We start from the raw sequence: 20754 nt of genomic DNA on the forward strand, positions 1-20754 counted from the left end.
TGTTTTTCATTAAGTGTTTAAAAGGACTATTAACCCGAGGGTACTACTCACATGTCAGAACAAAATAACACCGAGATGGCTTTCCAGATCCAACGTATCTACACCAAAGACATCTCTTTTGAAGCGCCAAATGCGCCTCAGGTTTTCCAGCAAGACTGGCAGCCAGAAGTTAAACTGGATCTTGATACCGCTTCCAGCCAGCTGGCTGAAGGCGTATATGAAGTCGTCTTGCGTGTGACGGTAACTTCTTCACTGGGCGACGAAACTGCGTTCCTGTGCGAAGTTCAGCAGGGTGGTATCTTCACTATCTCCGGTATTGATGGCAACCAGATGGCGCACTGCCTGGGTGCATATTGCCCGAACATTCTGTTCCCGTATGCCCGTGAGTGCATCACCAGCCTGGTTTCCCGCGGTACCTTCCCGCAACTGAACCTTGCACCTGTTAACTTTGACGCTCTGTTCATGAACTATCTGCAACAGCAAGCTGAAGGCGAAGGTGCTGAACCGCATCAGGATGCCTGATGAAAACCGTCAATGCGTCAATGACAGTGATCGGTGCCGGCTCGTACGGCACCGCTTTAGCGATTACTCTTGCCAGAAATGGCCATCCCGTTGTGCTGTGGGGACATAATCCCGACCACATCAACGCATTACAACGTGCCCGTTGTAATCAGGAATTCCTTCCTGATGTTCCGTTCCCCGATAATCTGTTGCTCGAAACCAATCTGTCTGTCGCGTTAGCGGCCAGCCGTAATGTGCTGGTTGTGGTACCCAGCCATGTATTTGGTGACGTTTTGCGTCAGCTGAAACCCCATTTGCGCCCTGATGCGCGTGTGGTATGGGCGACGAAAGGGCTGGAAGCAGAAACCGGCCGTCTGTTGCAGGATGTCGCACGCGAAGAACTCGGTGATGCCATTCCGTTAGCGGTGGTTTCCGGGCCGACATTCGCCAAAGAACTGGCGGCAGGTATGCCAACGGCAATCTCACTGGCCGCCACTGATGCCAGTTTTGCCGAAGATCTGCAGCAATTGCTGCACTGTGGCAAAAGCTTCCGTGTTTACAGCAATCCCGATTTTATCGGGGTTCAGTTGGGCGGTGCGATCAAAAACGTTATCGCGATTGGTGCCGGAATGTCCGATGGTATCGGCTTTGGGGCTAATGCAAGAACCGCGCTGATTACCCGTGGTCTGGCTGAAATGACCCGCCTGGGTTCCGCTTTAGGCGCTGATCCGGCCACATTTATGGGCATGGCAGGCTTGGGTGATTTGGTGTTAACCTGCACAGATAACCAGTCCCGTAACCGTCGCTTTGGCATTATGCTGGGGCAAGGCAAGGATGTTCAGACTGCTCAGGACACCATCGGTCAGGTTGTTGAAGGCTATCGCAATACGAAAGAAGTACGGGCTCTGGCGCAGCGTAATAACGTTGAAATGCCAATCACTGAACAGATTTACCAGGTCTTGTACTGCGGTAAAGATGCGCGTGAAGCGGCGATCAGTTTGCTTGCCCGTGCGAGCAAGGATGAAAAACACAGCCACTGAAAGGCATCTGCAGAATAGCCACCTTGTTGGTATTCCCGACAGGGCGGCTTTTTATTACCCGAACTTGCAAAGTCGTAAGGAAAAGTGATGTCGCTAGAAGAATTAGAACTGGTCTGGAATAACATTAAATCAGAGGCGAGAGCGCTGGCTGAGTGTGAACCGATGCTGGCCAGTTTTTTCCATGCGACGTTGCTAAAACATGAAACGCTGGGCGGCGCGTTGAGCTACATTCTGGCCAACAAGTTGGGCAATCCGATTATGCCTGCGATGGCGATCCGTGAAGTTGTCGAAGAAGCCTATCGCAACGACGAACAAATGATCCTCTCTGCTGCCCGTGACATTCTGGCTGTGCATCAGCGTGATGCGGCAGTCGACAAATATTCCACCCCGTTACTCTATCTGAAAGGATTCCACGCGCTGCAGGCATACCGTATCGGTAACTGGCTGTGGAAGCAGGATCGTAAAGCGCTGGCGATTTATTTCCAAAATCAGATTTCAGTGTCATTCGGCGTAGATATTCACCCGGCGGCGCGTATTGGCTGCGGCATCATGTTTGACCACGCCACCGGGATTGTCATCGGTGAAACGGCCGTGGTTGAGAATGACGTATCGATTCTGCAATCTGTGACGCTTGGTGGTACAGGAAAAACCTGCGGTGACCGCCACCCTAAAATCCGTGAAGGCGTCATGATTGGTGCCGGTGCGAAAATCCTCGGCAATATTGAAGTGGGTGCTGGTGCGAAAATCGGTGCGGGCTCAGTCGTGTTGCAATCAGTTCCTCCGCACACCACGGCTGCAGGCGTTCCGGCGCGAATTGTCGGGCGTCCGGAAAGCGAGCGTCCTTCCATGGATATGGATCAGCATTTCAACGGTATTGCGCAGGGTTTTGAATTCGGCGACGGTATCTGACGGGCTTTCAGATGGCATGAATTTGCATGCCATCTTCTTCACTTCCATTCCGCTATTCTTTCAGCAATGCGCCCGGATATCCCAGTTGACGCCAGGCTTCATAAACCACCACAGAAACAGCATTCGACAAGTTCATGCTGCGACTTTCTGCGCGCATAGGAATGCGAATTTTCTGCTGTGCGGGCAGATTATCCAGAATAGACGCCGGTAAGCCGCGAGTTTCAGGGCCAAACAGCAGGAAATCATTATCCTGATAGCTCACGGCGCTATGCGCTGGCGTGCCTTTGGTTGTCAGGGCAAAAAGACGTTGTGGATTTTCGCTGCTGAGGAAAGCGTCATAATTAGCGTGATGCTTTATATGGGCGAATTCATGGTAATCGAGCCCGGCACGGCGCAGACGTTTATCGTCCCATCCAAAGCCCAAAGGTTCGATGAGGTGAAGCTGACATCCGGTGTTGGCACACAGGCGGATAATGTTGCCGGTGTTGGGCGGGATTTCTGGTTCAAATAAAACAATGTTAAGCATGCGTCCCCCTGATAGAGGGACGCAGAATAGCAGAATCTTAACGCTGGTGCAGCGGCAGCCAGATAATCAAACGAAGGCCGCCCAGCGGGCTGTCTTCGGCTTTTACCTTGCCTCTGTGCTGCTGAACCGCGGTATCCACGATCGCCAGCCCAAGGCCGGTGCCGCCGGATTCCCGATCACGCGCTTCATCAGTGCGGTAGAACGGACGGAAAATCTGTTCACGATCTTCTTCACTCACACCAGGGCCATCGTCATCAACGGTGATAGTGATCCCTTCACTGTCGTGGGCGAAGTTCAGGACAATGTGATGATGCGAATAACGCAGGGCGTTACGGATGATGTTTTCCAGCGCACTGTCGAGAGCCGCAGCATTACCGATCAGTTTCCATGGGCCAGGTGGCGACGTGACCTCAAGGTTTTTACCCATCTGTTCGGCTTCAAACTGTGCATCATCAATCACACCCGCCCACAATTCGCTGGCCTTCAGGGTTTCGCGCGATAATTCATTTTTATGCTGGCTGCGTGATAACACCAGCAGGTCATTGATCATGCCATCAAGGCGCTGAGCCTCATTTTCGATACGTTGCAGCTCTTTACCCTCACCATGACGACGTCTCATCAACGCGGTGGCCAGTTGCAGGCGCGTCAGTGGGGTACGTAGCTCGTGTGAGATATCCGAAATCAGCCGTTGCTGTGCTGTTACCATTCGTTCGAGTGCGCTGACCATCTGGTTGAAACTGGCACCTGTCGCAAGGAATTCCTGCGGTCCGGCTTCGAGTTCCGGATGCTGCTTGAGATTGCCGCGTGCAACGTCGTCTGCGGCGTTTTTCAGCTTACGTGCAGGTTTTGCCAGGCTCCACGCCAGCCAGAGCAACAGCGGGGCGCTGATCAGCATGGTGACGATTAGCAGCAATAGCGGACGGTCGAACATCAGGTTGATAAAATCAGACTGAGAACTGCTGGCGGGGCGCATCAGGTAAAGCTGGTAGTTGTCTTCGCCATCACGAACGGAGAAAGGCCCCACCATTTCGACGCGACCATATTTTTTCTTCTTTGGACGATCTGAGTTATCCGACTGGCCGATAAAGTTACGTACGATCTGCATTTCATTGCGCTGAGCGCCAATAACGCGCCCTTCGCTGGTCACCAGCAACAAGCGTTGACCCGGCGGTGCCCATTTGTCGATGGCACGGAACAACCGGCGCCACCACATCAGGTCATTGGCAGGATCGGTCGCCAGTTCAGCTTCAACGTGTTGTTCAATCATCAGGCCTTGCCGCTGCTCGTTATCAAGCAACGGCGTAATCTGGCGTGAATCGAGTTTCGGCACCATTAATACCAGCATCAGCACTAAGGCTAATGTGAACCAGAAAATGGCAAAAATACGTGCCGTAAGACTGTTTATCATGAAGCAGAAACCATCAGATAACCGCGTCCACGCAGGGTTTTAAACCATGGATGTCCGTCCTGACGATCGGGTAATTTACGGCGTAAATTGGAGATGTGCATATCAATAGCACGGTCAAACGGCGTCAGACGTTTACCCAGCACTTCCTGACTCAGATGTTCGCGGGAAACGACCTGTCCGAGATGTTTTGCCAGTAAGTACAACAGGGTGAATTCAGTGCCGGTTAAATCCAGCGCTTCACCGTTAAAGCTGGCTTCCTGACGGCCGGGGTTCAGTTGTAAGCCATCGACTTCAAGCGTCGGTGAACCGTTGTTCTCATTGGTTTGCTGCTGTTCGCTCCAGTTAGAACGCCGCAACATGGCCCGGATACGTGCCACAAGCTCACGGTCGTTAAACGGTTTTGGCAGATAGTCATCGGCACCCAGTTCGAGGCCGAGGACACGGTCTAATTCACTGCCACGAGCAGTTAACATAATCACTGGCGTCTGATGGCGCTGGCGTAATTCTTTAAGGGTTTCAATGCCGTTTTTCTTCGGCATCATCACGTCAAGTAACAGAAGATCGATGGTATTATCGATTTTCTCTAATGCCTGCTCACCGTCGTAAGCCACTACAACATTAAAGCCTTCCATTTCGAGCAATTCTTTCAAAAGTGAAGTCAGTTCACGGTCGTCATCAACTAACAAAATTTTATTCATTGTATTTACCTCTAGACGCAAAATACGTCATCAATTGCCGCTATTCCATGACTTTACGTACTTTTACAAGCACTGACGCTTGTTTGCAGCAGCAGGTTTAGACTGCTTTTCAATGATTCGCGATGAAGCGATAAAGACTTTAGGAGTATGTGATGTTTAAGGCAGCTTCATTCGGTTTGGCCACGCTTCTGACGCTGAGTTCAGGTGTCGTTTTAGCAGATGGTGCGAAACCAGTGTCGGCGATGCCAGCAGAACATGATAGCACGATGTTGGATAAGCCTCAGGAACGCAACACCATGTTTGATGGTGTAAATCTTACTGAGCAACAGCGCCAGCAAATGCGTGACCTGATGCACCAGGCTCGTAAAGATCTACCCCATGTAAATGTAGAACAGATAGAAACGATGCACAGGCTGGTTACCGCCGAAAAGTTTGATCAGGCCGCCGTGCGAGCACAAGCTGAATTAATGGCTCAGGAGCAGGTGGATCGTCAGGTCGAAATGGCCCGCATCCGCAACCAGATGTTTAATCTGCTGACCCCTGAGCAAAAAGATGTATTGAACCAGAAACATGAGCAGCGCATGAAACAGATGCAAATGCAGTTATCTGGATTACAGCCCTCTTCTGCCCAGAAGACGAGTAGTACCAGCACGACCGAGTAAGATCCCTGTTTTTCCTTGCCATAGACACCATCCCTGTCTTCCCCCATCGAAAGGTGGGGTTTTTTTTGTCCTCAATTTGGGTTGGATTTGCAGAACAGGAAATTAACAAGGTGGAAATGTGATCGTAACGAACTGGAAATATCTTGTAAAAGCCGTATGAATCAGTAAATTGCGATGTACCGAGCGGTGTATGCGTATTCTTGCTGACTTGAATCAATTCAGCACCGGTGTTTTGTTATACTATAGGCTCAAACGCTAATAAGCCCTTTTGGCTGCATAAAAAAAATTCGCCCAACAGGCTGGCTCAAGATTCTTAAGAAATTGCATCTACAAGTTCAGAGGTAGTCATGATCAAAAAAATTGGTGTACTGACAAGTGGTGGCGATGCCCCAGGCATGAATGCTGCGATCCGTGGCGTTGTCCGCGCCGCTTTATCTGCAGATTTGGAAGTCTACGGTATTGAAGATGGCTACCTCGGCATGTATGAAAACCGCATGCGCAAACTGGATCGCTACAGCGTCTCCGATATGATCAACCGTGGCGGTACTTTCCTGGGTTCAGCACGTTTCCCGGAATTCCGTGATCCAGAAATGCGTAAAGTTGCGCTGCAGAATATGAAAGACCGTGGTATCGATGGCCTTGTGGTTATCGGCGGTGACGGTTCATATGCCGGTGCAGACCTGCTGACCAAAGAAGGTGGCATCCGTTGCATCGGCCTGCCAGGCACAATCGATAACGACGTTGCGGGCACTGACTACACTATCGGTTTCTTCACGGCGCTGGGCACAGTGGTTGAAGCCATTGACCGTTTACGTGATACCTCCTCTTCACACCAGCGTATCTCTATTGTTGAGGTGATGGGCCGTTATTGCGGTGATTTGACCTTAGCAGCAGCGATTGCCGGGGGTTGCGAATTTATCGCTATCCCTGAAGTTGAATTCAAACGTGATGATCTGGTTGCTGAAATCAAAGCCGGTATCGCGAAAGGCAAAAAACATGCCATCGTTGCCATCACCGAGAAGTTAGATGACATTGAAGAACTGGCTAAATACATCGAGAAAGAAACCTGTCGTGAAACGCGTGGCACGGTATTAGGTCATATTCAGCGTGGCGGCGCACCTGTCGCTTATGACCGTATCCTGGCTTCCCGCATGGGTGCGTATGCTGTTGACCTGTTGCTGGAAGAAGATCGTGACTATTCTCAGGGCGGTTTCTGCGTGGGTGTTGAAAACGAGAAAATGGTTCACGAACTCATCTCGATTTGTATCGCGCCAGAGAACAAGAAAAGCAAATTTAAAGAAGACTGGTACGACACGGCGAAAAAACTTTTCTGATTCAGCTTATTGCGTGTTTAAAAGAACCTCCTTTGCGGGAGGTTTTTTTTCGCCACTCTTTTTGTTTATTCCATAAAGTAATAGAAAAAAACCTTTTATTCTTTATGTGTTTCGTTTTTATCTGGCACGCTCTCTTTAACGAACAAATAAATGAAATCCATAGAAACTATTTCGGGAGAGTACGATGCGTAAATGGGCTGCAGGTTTGGGATTGCTGTTGGTGGCAACCGGAGCAATTGCCAAAGATATTCAGATTCTGAACGTGTCATACGATCCAACCCGCGAATTCTATGAACAATATAACAAGGCATTCAGTAAATACTGGCAGGGCAAAACCGGTGATACCGTCACCGTACGCCAGTCGCATGGTGGCTCAGGCAAACAGGCTACGTCAGTAATTAATGGCATTGAAGCGGATGTGGTAACACTGGCGCTGGCTTATGACGTTGATGCTATTGCAGAACGCGGCCGTATCGATAAAAACTGGATCACCCGCCTGCCGGACAACTCTGCGCCTTACACGTCCACCATTGTGTTCCTGGTGCGCAAAGGCAACCCGAAACAAATTCATGACTGGAATGATTTGATCAAACCGGGTGTATCGGTGATTACGCCGAACCCTAAAACGTCTGGCGGCGCACGCTGGAACTATCTGGCAGCCTGGGGTTACGCGTTGCATCACAACAACAATGACAAAGCGAAGGCTCAGGATTTCGTGAAAGCATTGTATAAAAACGTCGAAGTGCTGGACTCCGGTGCACGTGGCGCAACGAATACTTTCGTTGAACGTGGTATCGGTGATGTGCTGATTGCCTGGGAAAACGAAGCGTTGCTGGCAACAAAAGAAGTCGGCAAAGATAAGTTCGAAATCGTCACGCCAAGCGAATCGATTCTGGCGGAGCCAACGGTTTCTGTGGTTGATAAAGTCGTGGATAAGCGTGATACCCGTACAGTGGCGGATGCTTACCTGAAATACCTGTACTCGCCGGAAGGCCAGACTATCGCGGCAGAAAATTATTACCGTCCGCGTGATCCGGAAGTGGAGAAGAAATTCGCGGCTGAATTCCCGAAACTGAAACTGTTCACCATTGATCAGGTTGCAGGTACCTGGGCTGAGGCGCAGAAAGACCATTTTGCGACAGACGGAATTTTCGACCAAATCTCGAGGCGTTAATCGCCATGTTACAGGCAATAAAAAAAACCCGGCATGCCGGGGTTTTTTTTATGCGCAGAAGAAACAGGCTTACGCTTGTTTAGCTTCAGCAGCGGCTTTCACGATCACAGCGAAAGCGTCTGCTTTCAGTGATGCGCCGCCAACCAGTGCGCCATCGATGTCTGGCTGGGTGAACAGTTCAGCAGCATTTGCAGCGTTAACAGAACCGCCGTACTGGATGATAACTTGTTCAGCAACCGCAGCATCTTGTTTCGCGATGTGGTCACGGATGAATTTGTGAACAGCCTGAGCCTGAGCCGGGGTGGCAGATTTGCCGGTACCGATCGCCCAAACAGGTTCGTAAGCGATGACTGCGCCTTCGAATGCTTTCGCACCCAGAGTGCTCAGAACCGCGTCCAGTTGTTTAGCGCAAACGGCTTCAGTTTTGCCTGCTTCGTTTTCTGCTTCGGTTTCACCGATGCACAGAACAGGAGTCAGGCCCGCTTCTTTCAGCACGCCGAATTTTTTCGCGATGAACTCATCACTTTCTTTGTGGTAAGTACGGCGTTCTGAGTGACCGATGATGATGTATTGCGCACCGATGTCTTTCAGCATGTCGGCAGAGATTTCACCGGTGAATGCGCCAGACAGGTTAGCATCAACGTTCTGAGCACCCAGCGTAATACGGCTGCCAGCCAGAGCGTGTTTAGCCTGTGACAGGTAAACTTCTGGTGGAGCAATTGCAACGCCACAACCTACAACTGTGCTCAGTTCAGTACGCAGAGCAGCAATCAGTTCGTTAACCATGTGGGTGCTGCCGTTAAGCTTCCAGTTACCCATCACTAATGGATGTCGCATGTTTTTTCCTCCAAAAGGGGACGCGAGTGTCGATTAAAATTTCTGCCAAATAAGCAGATTACCTGTGCAACAGTATAGAGATCATTGGTCATAAAGGCTTTGCTTTTTGTCATTAAAAACCGTCATCTCACGGCTCAGCAAGCGCCAGCTTGACCGGCTCAACGGCGAATGTCAGTCCTTTTTCGCCATTGTCTGAAATGACAAAACGCACCGCGCCTACCTCCTGCTTATAAAACTGCTGACCTTTTCCTTTTTCGATCAGAGAAGCGACTCTTGCCACGCTTTGCTCGGTGGATAATGTGGCGTCGAACTGACGCATCAGGTTAGCCATATAGCTTATCGCCAGCGTGCGTGCGGCCTTTTCTTCAGCCCCCTGAATCGGCAGATAGGTGATTTGCAGCGTTTTGATTTTACCGGTGCCTTTTTCCAGTGCGGTCGAGGCATACAGGTTTTCATTAATCTTGCTGGCAGCGCGGGTCAGGGAACTGTTTGGAGATTTATCACTGATCGACCGGAACTCGCCAATCTGCTGGGTCGGATTGGCTTCATTGTATTTGGCGCGAAAATTGATCAGCGTCGTTTCAAAGGTGGGTGCGCCAGCAAGCAGGTAAGGGGCTTTTGGCATCTCCTCTGCGCCAGAGTGATCGACCGGCGGATCGGCGAGTGCACTATTCTGGCAAGCGAGCATAAGCAGCGCGGGCAGCGCCAGTCGTAATAAGGATTGAGCAACAGTCATAGGGCGTTTCTTATTTTGTTTCAACAGTCCGATTAAAGCGGGGAACGGGGGGTAATGTCAAAAGGAGTGCGTAAAGATTCTCGTCATCGCTGCCCGTGAGTTACACTCCGCCTGTTTTAATATTTTACTCCTCTTGTACTTTACGGAACGGACTGCCAATGACGTTACAGCATGCACTGTTTTCTTTTAACGGCCGCCTGGGCCGCCGCGATTTCTGGCTCTGGATGGTTAGCTGGTTGATTCTGATGGTGGTTGATTTCTTTTTTGCCGCACAGGAATGGATTACCTATCAGTCCGCCGGATTCGCGCTGGTGGTTTTACTGTGGCCGACTGCCGCAGTGTTGGTGAAAAGATTGCATGACCGCAATAAATCGGCCTGGTGGGCGCTGCTGTTTGTGCTGGCGTGGATGCTGGTGGCGGGTAACTGGGCAGCGGCGATGCCGCAGACGTGGAGCTGGGTTCTGGGCCGGCTCGCGCCATCAGTGATTTTCATCATGTTGCTGATCGACTGCGGCGGTTTTACCGGCACACCGGGCGCAAATCGCTTTGGCCCGGAACCGGACGACGTTAAATTCCGCTAGTTTCGCGGTAACAGACTTACCAGTAATGCTCGCTGGTCATATGGCCAGGCTTACGTTTGAGATGTTTGCGCATACCCCGCGTGTCTTTCAGTACTTGCTGGGTATCGCGAACCATCTGCGGATTGCCGCACAACATCACGTGGCTGTCCTCTGCCAGCATCTTAAGGCCGACAGCCGCTTCCAGTGCACCACTTTCAATCAGCGCAGGCACGCGACCGGTCAGCGAACCGGAAATCTCCTCGCGACTGACCACGGTCTGGATATGGAGTTTGCCCTCATAACGGCGTTGCAGTTGCTGCATTAATGGCAGATAGCTGAGATCTGCTGCAAAGCGTGCCGCGTGAACCAGAACAATATTCTTGAACCGCTCCAGTCCGATACCTTCCTGCAAAATAGACAGATACGGCCCGATAGCGGTACCGGTTGCCAGCATCCACAGGGTCGCGCATTCAGGCACTTCTTCAACCACGAAAAATCCGGCGGCTTCTTTGGTGATGTTGATTTCGTCACCGGGCTGCATCACGTGAAGCCGCGGGCTGAGTTTTCCTTCCGGCACATTCACCAGATAAAACTCCAGTTCGCCGCTGGAGGGTGGGTTTACATAGGAATACGCGCGCTGCACCCGCTCGCCGTCAATATCCAGCGAAAGTTTGGCGAACTGGCCAGCGGTAAAAGGATCGATGGGCGCATTGACCGTGATGCTGAACAAATTGTCTGTCCAGTGCTCAACTTTTTTGACTTTTCCTGTCACCCAATCAGCCATAAAAAACTCCCGTGGTTTCTGATTTCTTCATGTAGTGAGAAATATGAATTGCAAAATTATGTCCTGATTTTATTTCAAATTTTCCGAATCCCGTATCGGTTAAATGTTATCAGCCTGTTCATCACCCGTTAGCCAATATCGATTTTCGTACACCCTGCGTTACACATGTGGTTCCCGCTGCTGCCAGTACAGGTTGAGAAGAGTTTCCTACAACACTCGCTTATTCATATTAATTTGTTAACTTATGCGCCGCTGTAGTCTGGCTGAATTTACTGGTTATTTGTTCTGCACTTTTCCAATCTTATTTGATAATGAACTGAAAAATGAAAAATCTGGAAAATATCCACCTGCTTATCATGCTCATTTTGCTGGTGGCTGTCGGGCAAATGGCACAAACCATTTATGTGCCGAATATCGCGGACATGGCCACCAGTCTGGCCGTGAAACCGGGCGCGGTACAGCGGGTGATGGCAGCCTATCTGCTGACATACGGCGGCTCGCAACTGGTTTACGGCCCGCTTTCCGATAATATTGGCCGTAAACCGGTGATCCTCACCGGCCTGATGATTTTCCTGATTGGTGCGGCGGGCGCGATGATGTCAACGAGCCTGAATATGCTGATCGCCTTTGCAGCCATTCAGGGGTTGGGCACCGGTGTGGCGGGCGTAATGGCGAGAACCATGCCGCGTGATCTCTACAGTGGCGGCGCGTTGCGCCATGCCAACAGCCTGCTGAACATGGGCATTCTGATCAGCCCGCTGCTGGCGCCGGTGATTGGTGGCGCACTGTCAGCGTGGTTAGGCTGGCGGGCCAGTTTTGGTTTCCTGCTGATTCTGTGCGCCGGTGTGGCGTTTTCGATGTACCGCTGGTTGCCGGAAACTCGTCCGGAATTCACTGCCGACCATCCGCCGCGCAACATGCTGGGCAGCCTGCGTTTATTGCTGGCCGACGCCAATTTCAGCCGCTATCTGGTGATGCTGGTCGGTGCACTGGCCGGTGTGGCGGTGTTTGAAGCCAGTTGCGGTGTGCTGATGGGCGGTGTCCTCGGGCTGAGCGGTGTGATGGTCAGCGTACTGTTTATCCTGCCGATCCCTGCTGCCTTCTTTGGTGCCTGGTATGCCGGGCGGGCGGAGAAAAGTTTCCAGCAACTGATGTGGCATTCGGTCATCAGTTGTCTGCTGGCCGGTCTGGCGATGTGGATCCCTGGCTGGCTGGGTATCATGAATATCTGGACGCTGGTGGTGCCGGCTTCGCTGTTTTTCTTTGGCGCTGGCATGTTGTTCCCGCTGGCGACCACCGGTGCAATGGAGCCTTTCCCGTATCTGGCGGGCGCGGCCGGTGCGCTGGTTGGCGGATTGCAGAATATGGGGTCAGGGCTGGTAGCATGGATGTCGGCGATGTTGCCGCAAACCGGTCAGTTCAGCCTCGGGTTACTGATGTTTACGATGGCATTGCTGATTTTACTGTGCTGGTGGCCGATGTCGAACCGTAGCCAGCATGAAGGACATACTGCCTGATGGTGCAAAAGCAGGGCGCTGATGGCCCTGCTTTTTGATGACCGGAAGGAAGTTGATCAGATAATAAATTCGTGCAGCGCAGCGTCTTTTCGGTCGAGGTAATGGGTCGAGCGGATACGGCGGATGGTGCGGGATTTTCCGCGGATCAGCAGCGTCTCGGTGGTCGCCATGTTTCCCTGACGGCTGATGCCTTCCAGCAGGTCGCCTTTGGTAATACCGGTCGCGGAGAAAATCACGTTATCGTTACGCGCCATATCATCCAGCAGCAGCACTTTACCGGCCTCGATCCCCATCGCTTTACAGCGCGCCAGCTCTTCTTCGCCGATACGACGGTTTTCCGGTGTATCGCCTTTCACATCATGACGCGCCAGCAAACGGCCCTGCATATCGCCATCCAGCGCACGGATCACCGCAGCGGAAATCACGCCTTCCGGCGCACCGCCGATGCCATACAGCACATCCACTTCACTTTCCGGCATGCAGGTCAGGATTGTCGCCGCCACATCGCCGTCCGGGAATGCGAACACACGCACGCCTGACGCCAGCATTTCGCGGATGGCGTCGTCGTGACGGGGTTTTGCCAGAACAGCGACGGTCAGTTCGGTCAGCGGTTTATCCAGCGCTTTAGCAATATTGGCCAGATTCTCTGCCAGCGTCAGTTCGAGATTAATTGCGCCTTTTGCGCCCGGCCCGACGGCGATCTTTTCCATGTACATGTCGGGTGCATTGAGGAACGAACCTTTGTCGCCAACTGCCAGCACAGCCAGTGCATTGGACTGGCCCATGGCGGTCATGCGTGTACCTTCAATGGGATCGACCGCGATATCCACCGCGTCGCCGTTGCCGGTACCGACTTTTTCACCGATATACAGCATCGGCGCTTCATCAATTTCCCCTTCGCCAATCACGATAGTACCGTCGATATCGACTTTATTGAGCATGATGCGCATGGACTGAACGGCAGCGTTATCGGCAAGGTTTTTATCGCCACGACCCAGCCATTTGTAACCGGCGAGCGCGGCAGCTTCGGTCACGCGGGAGAACTCGATTGCTAATTCACGTTTCATTGGAAAGCCTGTAGAAAGAAAAAAAGAGGTCGGTGAGGCGAGGCTCATCTGTGGCGCAGATTTTAGCACAACGGGAAAGGTGCATAAAAAAACTCCCCGGATGGGGAGTTTCAGAAAGGGGTGTTGGCGATAATATCTGGCGATTACTCGTCGTGATCTTCCCACGAACGAACGCGTGCCACCGCTTTTTGCCAGCCTTTATAGCGGACATTACGTTCCGTCGTTTCAATGCTTGGGCGGAATTCACGTTCGATGGTCGCTTTGCTGCGCACTTCTTCCAGGTCGTTCCAGAAGCCGACGGCCAGACCTGCCAGGAAAGCAGAACCCAGCGCGGTGACTTCCAGCACCTCAGGGCGCTCAACGCGGGTGCCAAGAATGTCTGACTGGAATTGCATCAGGAAGTTGTTGGCCACCGCACCGCCGTCCACACGCAGTGCCTGCAGACGAGCGCCCGAGTCTGCCTGCATGGCATCCAGTACGTCGCGGGTCTGGTAAGCGATAGATTCCAGCGTCGCGCGGATGATGTGGTTGCTGTTCGCACCACGGCTCAGACCGAAGATTGCGCCGCGGGCATACGGATCCCAGTAAGGGGCGCCGAGGCCGGTAAAGGCGGGCACTACGTAAACGCCGTTCGTGTCTTTCACTTTCATGGCGAAATATTCGGAGTCAGTTGCGTCGCTGATCAGTTTCAGTTCGTCACGCAGCCACTGAATGGACGCACCGCCGACAAACACGGCCCCTTCCAGCGCGTAGTTCACTTCGCCGCGCGGGCCGCAGGCGATGGTGGTCAGCAGGCCATTTTTAGAGGCGACCGCTTCAGTACCGGTATTCATCAGCAGGAAGCAACCAGTGCCGTAGGTGTTTTTCGCCATACCAGGTTGTACACACAGCTGACCATAGAGCGCCGCCTGCTGGTCACCTGCGATGCCAGCGATAGGAATACGCGTACCGCCTTTACCACCAATGTTGGTCTGGCCGTAAATCTCAGAAGAAGAGCGAACTTCCGGCAGCATTTCACGCGGAATATCCAGCACTTCCAGCATGCGCTCATCCCATTGCAGATCATGGATGTTGAACAGCATGGTACGCGAAGCGTTGGTGTAATCCGTCACGTGAACACGTCCCTGCGTCATTTTCCAGACCAACCAGGTGTCGACGGTGCCGAACAGCAGTTCGCCGCGTTTAGCGCGTTCGCGAGAACCTTCAACGTTGTCGAGGATCCACTTCAGTTTGGTGCCGGAGAAGTAAGGGTCGATAACCAGGCCGGTGTTATGGCGAATGTATTCTTCCAGACCGTCTTTTTTCAGTTTTTCGCAGATGTCAGCAGTTCGGCGACATTGCCAGACAATCGCGTTATAGATTGGCTTGCCAGTTTCTTTTTCCCACACGATGGTGGTTTCGCGCTGGTTGGTGATACCGATACCGGCAATCTGATCGGAGTTAATGTCGGCTTTCGCCAGTACTTCCACCAGCACCGAGCTTTGCGATGACCAGATTTCCATCGGGTCGTGCTCAACCCAGCCTGACTTAGGGTAGATCTGGGTGAATTCGCGTTGTGACACGCTGACGATATTGGCATCGTGATCCAGCACTACCGCGCGTGAACTGGTTGTACCCTGGTCGAGTGCAACAATGTATTTTTTTTCGTGAGTCGTATCTGCTGACATAATATTCATCCTGCGAATGAGTAAGCTGTGGAACAGTTTAGCCGATCAGGCCTTACGCTGTTTGGATGGCTGAGGTGCTTTTTCTTCTGCCGGCTCATTAATCTGATTTGGCAAATGGCGGCCGATCAGCGCTTTATACGCGATGGCACCCAGAGAAGCACCGAGCAGCGGGCCAAAAATCGGCACCAGGAAATAAGGAATATCGCGCGCGCCGGTGAAGGCAACCTTGCCCCAGCCAGCGAAGTAGGCGAAGACTTTCGGACCAAAGTCACGTGCCGGGTTCAGGGCGAATCCGGTCAGTGGCCCCATGGAGGCACCGATAACCGCGATCAGGATACCGATCAGCAATGGCGCCAGCGGACCACGTGGAATGCCGTTGCCGTCATCGGTCAGGCCGAGGATCAGCGCCATCAGAATGGCCGTAATCACCGTTTCTACCAGAAACGCCTGCAATACGCTGATGTGCGGGTTTGGATAGGTAGAGAAAATACCGGCCAGATCCAGACTTTCGACGCTGCCGCGCACCATGTTGTGGCTTTGCTCAAAATCGAAGAACAGGTTGTAGTAAAGGCCGTAGACCAGTGCGGCGGCGCAGAAAGCTCCCGCGACTTGCGCAATGATGTAAGGCAGAACTTTGCGTCCTTCAAAGTTTGCAAACAAACAAAGTGCGACGGTCACCGCCGGATTCAGGTGTGCGCCGGAGATGGCGGCAGTCAGGTAGATGGCCATTGCCACACCCAGACCCCAGATAATACTGATTTCCCACTGACCAAAGGTTGCCCCGGCAAGTTTCATTGCTGCGACACAGCCCGCACCAAAGAAAATGATAAGCCCGGTACCCAGAAACTCAGCGATGCACTGACCTTTTAATGTGGAACTCATGGTTTGGCTCATAGTTTGATCCTGCTAAGGATGATGTTAATGGTTAGTTATAATTTTTCTGTTATGTCGTTTGTGAACGTAATCGGATTTTGGCGTTCATCATTAAATGAGAACGTAATGTGAATTTATCGTTAACGAGCATAAACGAGAAATAGCGAAATCAAATTTTGTGTGTCGTGTCATAAAAATGAGCGATTTCGCGTATTGCTGGAACTTGATGCAGCGCAAAAAGTCCATGATTTAACATTTTCAGCCGCCATTTGTGACAAACGAACATCAGCGTGCCTTCCCGCGCAGCGGCTAAGGTTATTCGGCATTAAACGGTATTTCTGGTGTGTGACGCTGCTTTTTAAGCATTTCCTGATACCCGGCGCTGTTAAATTGCAACAGACTGCGTGGATAAAGGGGTTGCGGGTAGACAGAACAAAGCTGGCTACATACAATCACCCGTTAAGACACACGCTGGTTTTGCGCAATTCTCTGATGAATTCGTTATAAAAATCGACGGAGTGCAGGAATTTTTGAGCCGTGTCCGGACGATGCGGCAGAACATAAGATGTGCGCCTTGCGAACATAAGGGGACCGAAAAATGTCATTTGAAGTATTTGAGAAATTAGAAGCTAAAGTTCAGCAAGCGATTGATACCATTACTCTGTTGCAGATGGAAATCGAAGAACTGAAAGAGCAGAACAACACCCTGTCTCAGGAAGTTCAGCAAGCCAGCGGCAACCATGAGTCTCTGGTGCGTGAAAATGCGCAGCTGAAAGAAGAACAACACGTATGGCAGGATCGTCTGCGTGCATTGTTGGGAAAAATGGAAGAAGTTTAATTACTTCATATTCCAAATAAAAAAGGACGCCTTGGCGTCCTTTTTTGTTGTGCTCAGAAGGAAATCACTCAATATCGAGCGGGTCTTCGGACAGCACGATACCGGTATTATCGGCATAAAGATGGTCGCCGGAGAAGAAGGTGACGCCGCCGAAATTGACACGAATGTCGCTTTCGCCAATCCCTTCACTGCCTGCGCCAGCCGGGATAGCCGCCATCGCCTGGATACCCAGATCCAGCTCTTCGAGATCATCAACCTGACGGACTGCACCGTAAATCACGATGCCTTCCCATTCGTTTTGCAATGCAAGGCGTGCCAGTCCGGCATCCAGCAGTGCGCGACGAACAGAACCGCCACCATCGATCACTAATACACGGCCACGGCCATTTTCTTCCAGCAGGTCATAAAGCAAGCCATTATCTTCGAAGCATTTCACGGTGGTGATTTGCCCGCCAAATGAAGTACGGCCGCCAAAGTTGGAGAACAAGGGTTCAACGACATTCACTTCTTCATGGTAGATGTCGCAAAGTTCGGAAGTATCGTATTTCATAGGATTTCATCTGGTTGCTGCATGAGTGTTCAGTATATCCCTTTCCGGCGGATGTTGGCAAAATCATCAATTGTTAAATGTGAAAAGTGACCTGATAAACGCACATCAGGCCAACTTTACTCAATTGAGCAACAGACCCACTGCAAACAAGACGTTAGTCAGCAACGCGGTTTTTACCATATGTTCCAGCAACGGGCGGACTTCAGTGGATGTTGTCGATTTCATCACCCGCATCAGATGTTTTGCCAGCATTGGGAGCGCCAGAATAAACAGCCAGCCGGTCCAGTGAGGCAGGTGCAGGGCGGAGAAAATCACCAGACACAGCACGGCGGCGGTCAGAATGATGGCGTGATAGCGTCGTGCGTTAACCGGCCCGAGGCGAACCGCCAGGGTATTCTTGCCGTTGGCGCTGTCGGTTTCGATATCGCGCAAATTATTGATATTGAGTACCGCGGTGGACAGCAAACCTGTCGCTGTCGCCGGAAGCATTACGATCCAGTCGAAATAGCCTGCCTGTAAATAAAACGTCCCTGCGACACTGATCCAGCCGAAGAAGATCAGCACGGAAATATCGCCAAGCCCCATGTAGCCATAAGGCCGCGTACCGACGGTATAGGTAATGGCGGCGCCAATCGACAGCAAGCCGAGGATCAGAAACCCGACCACGTCACTAGGCTTATGACAGGCCACGGCAATAAGCGCAGTACCGCAGATAAGGGTCAGCGCGATGGTCAGGATAATCGCGCGCTTCATCTGCCCGGCGGTAATCAGGCCCTTTTGCATGCCGCGTAAGGGCCCGACGCGTTCCGGCGTGTCACTGCCTTTCTCGGCATCGCCATAGTCATTCGCCAGATTTGACAAAATTTGCAAACAGCCCGCAGTCAGCAGCGCCAGTAGTGCAATGAGCGGATGGAAAACGCCTTGCAGGCTGGCAATGGCAGAACCCATAACGATAGAAGCAAACGCCAGTGGCAAGGTTTTCGGGCGCAGGCTTTCGAGCCAGGCGCGGGCGGGGGTTGTCGGAGTGAAAGGCGTGATTGTGCTCATAGGTGATTTCTCAGGTGAAGAATCAGTCCGAAATCTAAAAAAATCAGGGAGGCAAACGCCTCCCTGAAGATCACTTTCGGAACGTATGAGCAAATTATAAGATAAAACGGCTCAGATCTTCATCAGCTACCAGCTGGTCAAGGTGGCTTCTAACATAATCTGCATCAATGTTTATGGAGATACCGTTGCTTTCGCTGGCATCGTAAGAGATATCTTCCATCAGACGCTCCAGAACGGTATGCAGACGACGCGCACCTATGTTCTCGGTGGTTTCGTTCACCTGCCATGCGGCTTCCGCAATACGGCGGATACCGTCAGCGGTGAAATCAATGGTTACGCCTTCGGTCGCCATCAATGCTTTGTACTGATGAGTCAGCGAAGCACTTGGCTCGGTCAGTATGCGTTCGAAGTCTTCAGTCGACAGCGCCTGCAGTTCCACACGAATAGGCAGACGACCCTGCAACTCAGGGATCAGGTCTGACGGGCTGGCCGTCTGGAATGCGCCGGAAGCGATAAACAGAATGTGATCGGTTTTCACCATGCCGTGCTTGGTAGACACCGTACAGCCTTCCACCAGAGGCAGCAGGTCACGCTGAACACCTTCGCGGGAGACGTCCGGGCCTGAACTCTGGCCGCCACGTTTACAGATTTTGTCGATCTCATCGATAAACACGATGCCGTGTTGCTCAACGGCCTCGATTGCCTGTTCTTTCAGATCTTCCGGGTTCACCAGTTTCGCGGCTTCTTCTTCGATCAGCAGCTTCAGCGCTTCTTTGATTTTCAGTTTGCGCGGTTTCTGTTTCTGAGCACCCATGCTCTGGAACATCGACTGCAACTGATTGGTCATTTCTTCCATACCCGGAGGGGACATGATTTCCACGCCCATCGGGCCGGATGCCAGGCTGATTTCAATCTCTTTGTCGTCGAGCTGGCCTTCACGCAGTTTTTTGCGGAAGTTCTGGCGTGCAGCAGAAGGTTCCTGCGCTTCGTCAGGTTGTCCCCAGTTGTTTTTCGCTGGCGGGATCAGCACATCCAGAATACGTTCTTCGGCCAGTTCTTCAGCACGATAACGGTTTTTCTCAATAGATTGCAGGCGCACCATTTTTACGGCGGAATCGGTCAGGTCGCGGATAATGGAATCCACTTCTTTACCGACGTAACCGACTTCCGTGAATTTAGTCGCTTCTACTTTGATGAACGGCGCGTTAGCCAGCTTCGCCAGACGGCGGGCAATTTCGGTTTTACCGACACCGGTCGGACCGATCATCAGAATATTTTTCGGGGTGACTTCGTGGCGCAGCGCTTCATCAAGCTGCATCCGGCGCCAGCGGTTACGCAAAGCAATAGCCACGGCGCGTTTCGCTTTATCCTGGCCAATGATGTAACTGTCTAACTCGCTGACGATCTCGCGCGGGGTCATCTCAGACATAATTTTCGATCCTTACGCTTTAGAAGACAATTCTTCGATAGTGTGGAATTGGTTGGTGTAGATGCAGATGTCACCGGCGATGCTCAGCGATTTTTCGACGATGTCGCGCGCTTCAAGCTCGGAGTTTTCCAGCAACGCGCGTGCAGCAGCCTGGGCATACGGGCCACCGGAACCAATGGCAATCAGATCGTTTTCAGGCTGGATAACGTCACCGTTACCGCTGATGATAAGCGAGGCGTTTTCATCGGCCACGGCCAGAAGGGCTTCCAGACGGCGTAACATGCGGTCGGTACGCCAGTCTTTTGCCAGTTCAACGGCGGCTTTCACCAGATGACCCTGGTGCATTTCCAGTTTGCGTTCGAACAGCTCAAACAGCGTGAAGGCATCAGCCGTGCCGCCAGCAAAGCCCGCGATCACTTTGTCGTTATACAGGCGACGTACTTTTTTGACGTTGCCCTTCATGACGGTATTTCCCAATGTGGCCTGGCCATCACCACCGATAACGACCTTGCCGTTGCGGCGTACACTTACAATTGTTGTCACGAGCGGTTCCTCGTTGCAGACGGAAAAGATCCCCGCAGGTTTGCGGGACACTGA

General features: G+C 52.0%; 22 protein-coding genes. 9 read left to right on the forward strand and 13 right to left on the reverse strand.

Annotated features, from left to right (window positions below; genetic code table 11):
- Positions 1–51 precede the first annotated feature (51 nt).
- From secB to cysE, 3 genes are all read left to right on the forward strand, one after another.
- On the forward strand, positions 52–522 hold the full coding sequence (gene secB, locus ABIC79_RS23480; RefSeq protein WP_013577602.1) for a protein-export chaperone SecB: 471 nt from the start codon (positions 52–54) through the stop codon (positions 520–522).
- Entirely contained in the window at positions 522–1541 is a 1020-nt protein-coding gene (gene gpsA / locus ABIC79_RS23485; RefSeq protein WP_013577601.1) for an NAD(P)H-dependent glycerol-3-phosphate dehydrogenase, read from the forward strand. Before secB ends, gpsA begins: the two co-directional genes overlap by 1 nt.
- An 87-nt stretch (positions 1542–1628) precedes the next feature.
- Positions 1629–2450, forward strand: coding sequence for a serine O-acetyltransferase (cysE, locus tag ABIC79_RS23490; RefSeq protein ID WP_013577600.1), 822 nt, complete (start codon positions 1629–1631; stop codon positions 2448–2450).
- 52 nt (positions 2451–2502) lie between these two features.
- Here cysE and trmL read toward each other — a convergent pair whose 3' ends face one another.
- From trmL to cpxR, 3 genes are read right to left on the reverse strand one after another with little or no spacing between them, the layout of a single operon-like run.
- Entirely contained in the window at positions 2503–2976 is a 474-nt protein-coding gene (gene trmL, locus ABIC79_RS23495) for a tRNA (uridine(34)/cytosine(34)/5-carboxymethylaminomethyluridine(34)-2'-O)-methyltransferase TrmL (RefSeq protein ID WP_013577599.1), read from the reverse strand.
- A 37-nt stretch (positions 2977–3013) separates the two neighbouring features.
- Positions 3014–4384 (reverse strand): envelope stress sensor histidine kinase CpxA, encoded by a 1371-nt coding sequence (gene cpxA / locus ABIC79_RS23500; protein ID WP_119262198.1) that lies wholly within the window; start codon positions 4382–4384, stop codon positions 3014–3016.
- Complete coding sequence (cpxR, locus tag ABIC79_RS23505) at positions 4381–5082, reverse strand: envelope stress response regulator transcription factor CpxR (RefSeq protein ID WP_013577597.1); 702 nt, start codon at positions 5080–5082, stop codon at positions 4381–4383. The genes cpxA and cpxR overlap by 4 nt, the downstream gene beginning before the upstream one ends.
- Positions 5083–5234: 152 nt before the next feature.
- Between cpxR and cpxP the strand changes: the two genes are divergently transcribed.
- The 3 genes from cpxP (at position 5235) to ABIC79_RS23520 (ending at position 8252) form a co-directional block, all read left to right on the forward strand.
- Positions 5235–5744, forward strand: coding sequence for a cell-envelope stress modulator CpxP (gene cpxP, locus ABIC79_RS23510; RefSeq protein ID WP_013577596.1), 510 nt, complete (start codon positions 5235–5237; stop codon positions 5742–5744).
- Positions 5745–6091: 347 nt separating this feature from the next.
- Entirely contained in the window at positions 6092–7078 is a 987-nt protein-coding gene (pfkA, locus tag ABIC79_RS23515) for a 6-phosphofructokinase (RefSeq protein WP_013577595.1), read from the forward strand.
- A 184-nt stretch (positions 7079–7262) separates the two neighbouring features.
- Positions 7263–8252, forward strand: coding sequence for a sulfate ABC transporter substrate-binding protein (locus ABIC79_RS23520; RefSeq protein ID WP_112197345.1), 990 nt, complete (start codon positions 7263–7265; stop codon positions 8250–8252).
- A 69-nt stretch (positions 8253–8321) separates the two neighbouring features.
- Here ABIC79_RS23520 and tpiA read toward each other — a convergent pair whose 3' ends face one another.
- Together tpiA and ABIC79_RS23530 are read right to left on the reverse strand one after the other, a co-directional pair.
- A complete protein-coding gene (gene tpiA / locus ABIC79_RS23525) occupies positions 8322–9089 on the reverse strand; it encodes a triose-phosphate isomerase (RefSeq protein WP_119262197.1) in 768 nt (255 codons plus the stop codon).
- A gap of 127 nt (positions 9090–9216) precedes the next feature.
- Positions 9217–9825, reverse strand: coding sequence for a DUF1454 family protein (locus ABIC79_RS23530; protein WP_013577592.1), 609 nt, complete (start codon positions 9823–9825; stop codon positions 9217–9219).
- A 158-nt stretch (positions 9826–9983) separates the two neighbouring features.
- Here ABIC79_RS23530 and ABIC79_RS23535 point away from each other — a divergent pair, with 158 nt between their 5' ends.
- Positions 9984–10406 (forward strand): DUF805 domain-containing protein, encoded by a 423-nt coding sequence (locus tag ABIC79_RS23535; RefSeq protein ID WP_013577591.1) that lies wholly within the window; start codon positions 9984–9986, stop codon positions 10404–10406.
- A 16-nt stretch (positions 10407–10422) separates the two neighbouring features.
- Here ABIC79_RS23535 and fpr read toward each other — a convergent pair whose 3' ends face one another.
- Positions 10423–11169: a ferredoxin--NADP(+) reductase gene (gene fpr / locus ABIC79_RS23540; RefSeq protein ID WP_112152574.1), complete on the reverse strand. Its 747-nt coding sequence runs from the start codon at positions 11167–11169 to the stop codon at positions 10423–10425.
- 323 nt (positions 11170–11492) lie between these two features.
- Here fpr and emrD point away from each other — a divergent pair, with 323 nt between their 5' ends.
- Positions 11493–12686 carry a multidrug efflux MFS transporter EmrD gene (gene emrD, locus ABIC79_RS23545; protein WP_119262196.1) on the forward strand — a complete coding sequence of 398 codons (1194 nt, stop codon included), beginning with the start codon at positions 11493–11495 and terminating at the stop codon, positions 12684–12686.
- A 56-nt stretch (positions 12687–12742) separates the two neighbouring features.
- On the opposite strand, the gene glpX is transcribed toward emrD, so the two are convergent.
- The 3 genes from glpX to ABIC79_RS23560 all read right to left on the reverse strand — a co-directional run bounded on the left by glpX (position 12743) and on the right by ABIC79_RS23560 (position 16314).
- Entirely contained in the window at positions 12743–13753 is a 1011-nt protein-coding gene (gene glpX / locus ABIC79_RS23550) for a class II fructose-bisphosphatase (protein WP_013577588.1), read from the reverse strand.
- Positions 13754–13896: 143 nt separating this feature from the next.
- Positions 13897–15420, reverse strand: coding sequence for a glycerol kinase GlpK (glpK, locus tag ABIC79_RS23555; protein WP_013577587.1), 1524 nt, complete (start codon positions 15418–15420; stop codon positions 13897–13899).
- A gap of 45 nt (positions 15421–15465) precedes the next feature.
- Positions 15466–16314 (reverse strand): MIP/aquaporin family protein, encoded by an 849-nt coding sequence (locus tag ABIC79_RS23560; protein WP_013577586.1) that lies wholly within the window; start codon positions 16312–16314, stop codon positions 15466–15468.
- A 577-nt stretch (positions 16315–16891) separates the two neighbouring features.
- Between ABIC79_RS23560 and zapB the strand changes: the two genes are divergently transcribed.
- The gene (zapB, locus tag ABIC79_RS23565) at positions 16892–17131 is read left to right on the forward strand and encodes a septal ring assembly protein ZapB (protein WP_013577585.1); all 240 of its coding nucleotides are present in this window, start codon (positions 16892–16894) and stop codon (positions 17129–17131) included.
- A gap of 64 nt (positions 17132–17195) precedes the next feature.
- On the opposite strand, the gene rraA is transcribed toward zapB, so the two are convergent.
- From rraA to hslV, 4 genes are all read right to left on the reverse strand, one after another.
- Positions 17196–17681 (reverse strand): ribonuclease E activity regulator RraA, encoded by a 486-nt coding sequence (gene rraA / locus ABIC79_RS23570; RefSeq protein WP_013577584.1) that lies wholly within the window; start codon positions 17679–17681, stop codon positions 17196–17198.
- A 120-nt stretch (positions 17682–17801) separates the two neighbouring features.
- Positions 17802–18728, reverse strand: coding sequence for a 1,4-dihydroxy-2-naphthoate polyprenyltransferase (locus ABIC79_RS23575; RefSeq protein ID WP_013577583.1), 927 nt, complete (start codon positions 18726–18728; stop codon positions 17802–17804).
- Between the two features lie 94 nt (positions 18729–18822).
- Positions 18823–20157 carry an ATP-dependent protease ATPase subunit HslU gene (gene hslU, locus ABIC79_RS23580; RefSeq protein WP_013577582.1) on the reverse strand — a complete coding sequence of 445 codons (1335 nt, stop codon included), beginning with the start codon at positions 20155–20157 and terminating at the stop codon, positions 18823–18825.
- A 12-nt stretch (positions 20158–20169) separates the two neighbouring features.
- Positions 20170–20700, reverse strand: a complete 531-nt coding sequence (gene hslV / locus ABIC79_RS23585; RefSeq protein WP_015690599.1) for an ATP-dependent protease subunit HslV — start codon at positions 20698–20700, stop codon at positions 20170–20172.
- Positions 20701–20754 lie beyond the last annotated feature (54 nt).

Origin of the sequence: Rahnella sp. 2050, from assembly GCF_040544515.1 — a bacterium.
In the GTDB taxonomy this organism is placed as follows: Bacteria; Pseudomonadota; Gammaproteobacteria; order Enterobacterales; family Enterobacteriaceae; genus Rahnella; species Rahnella aceris.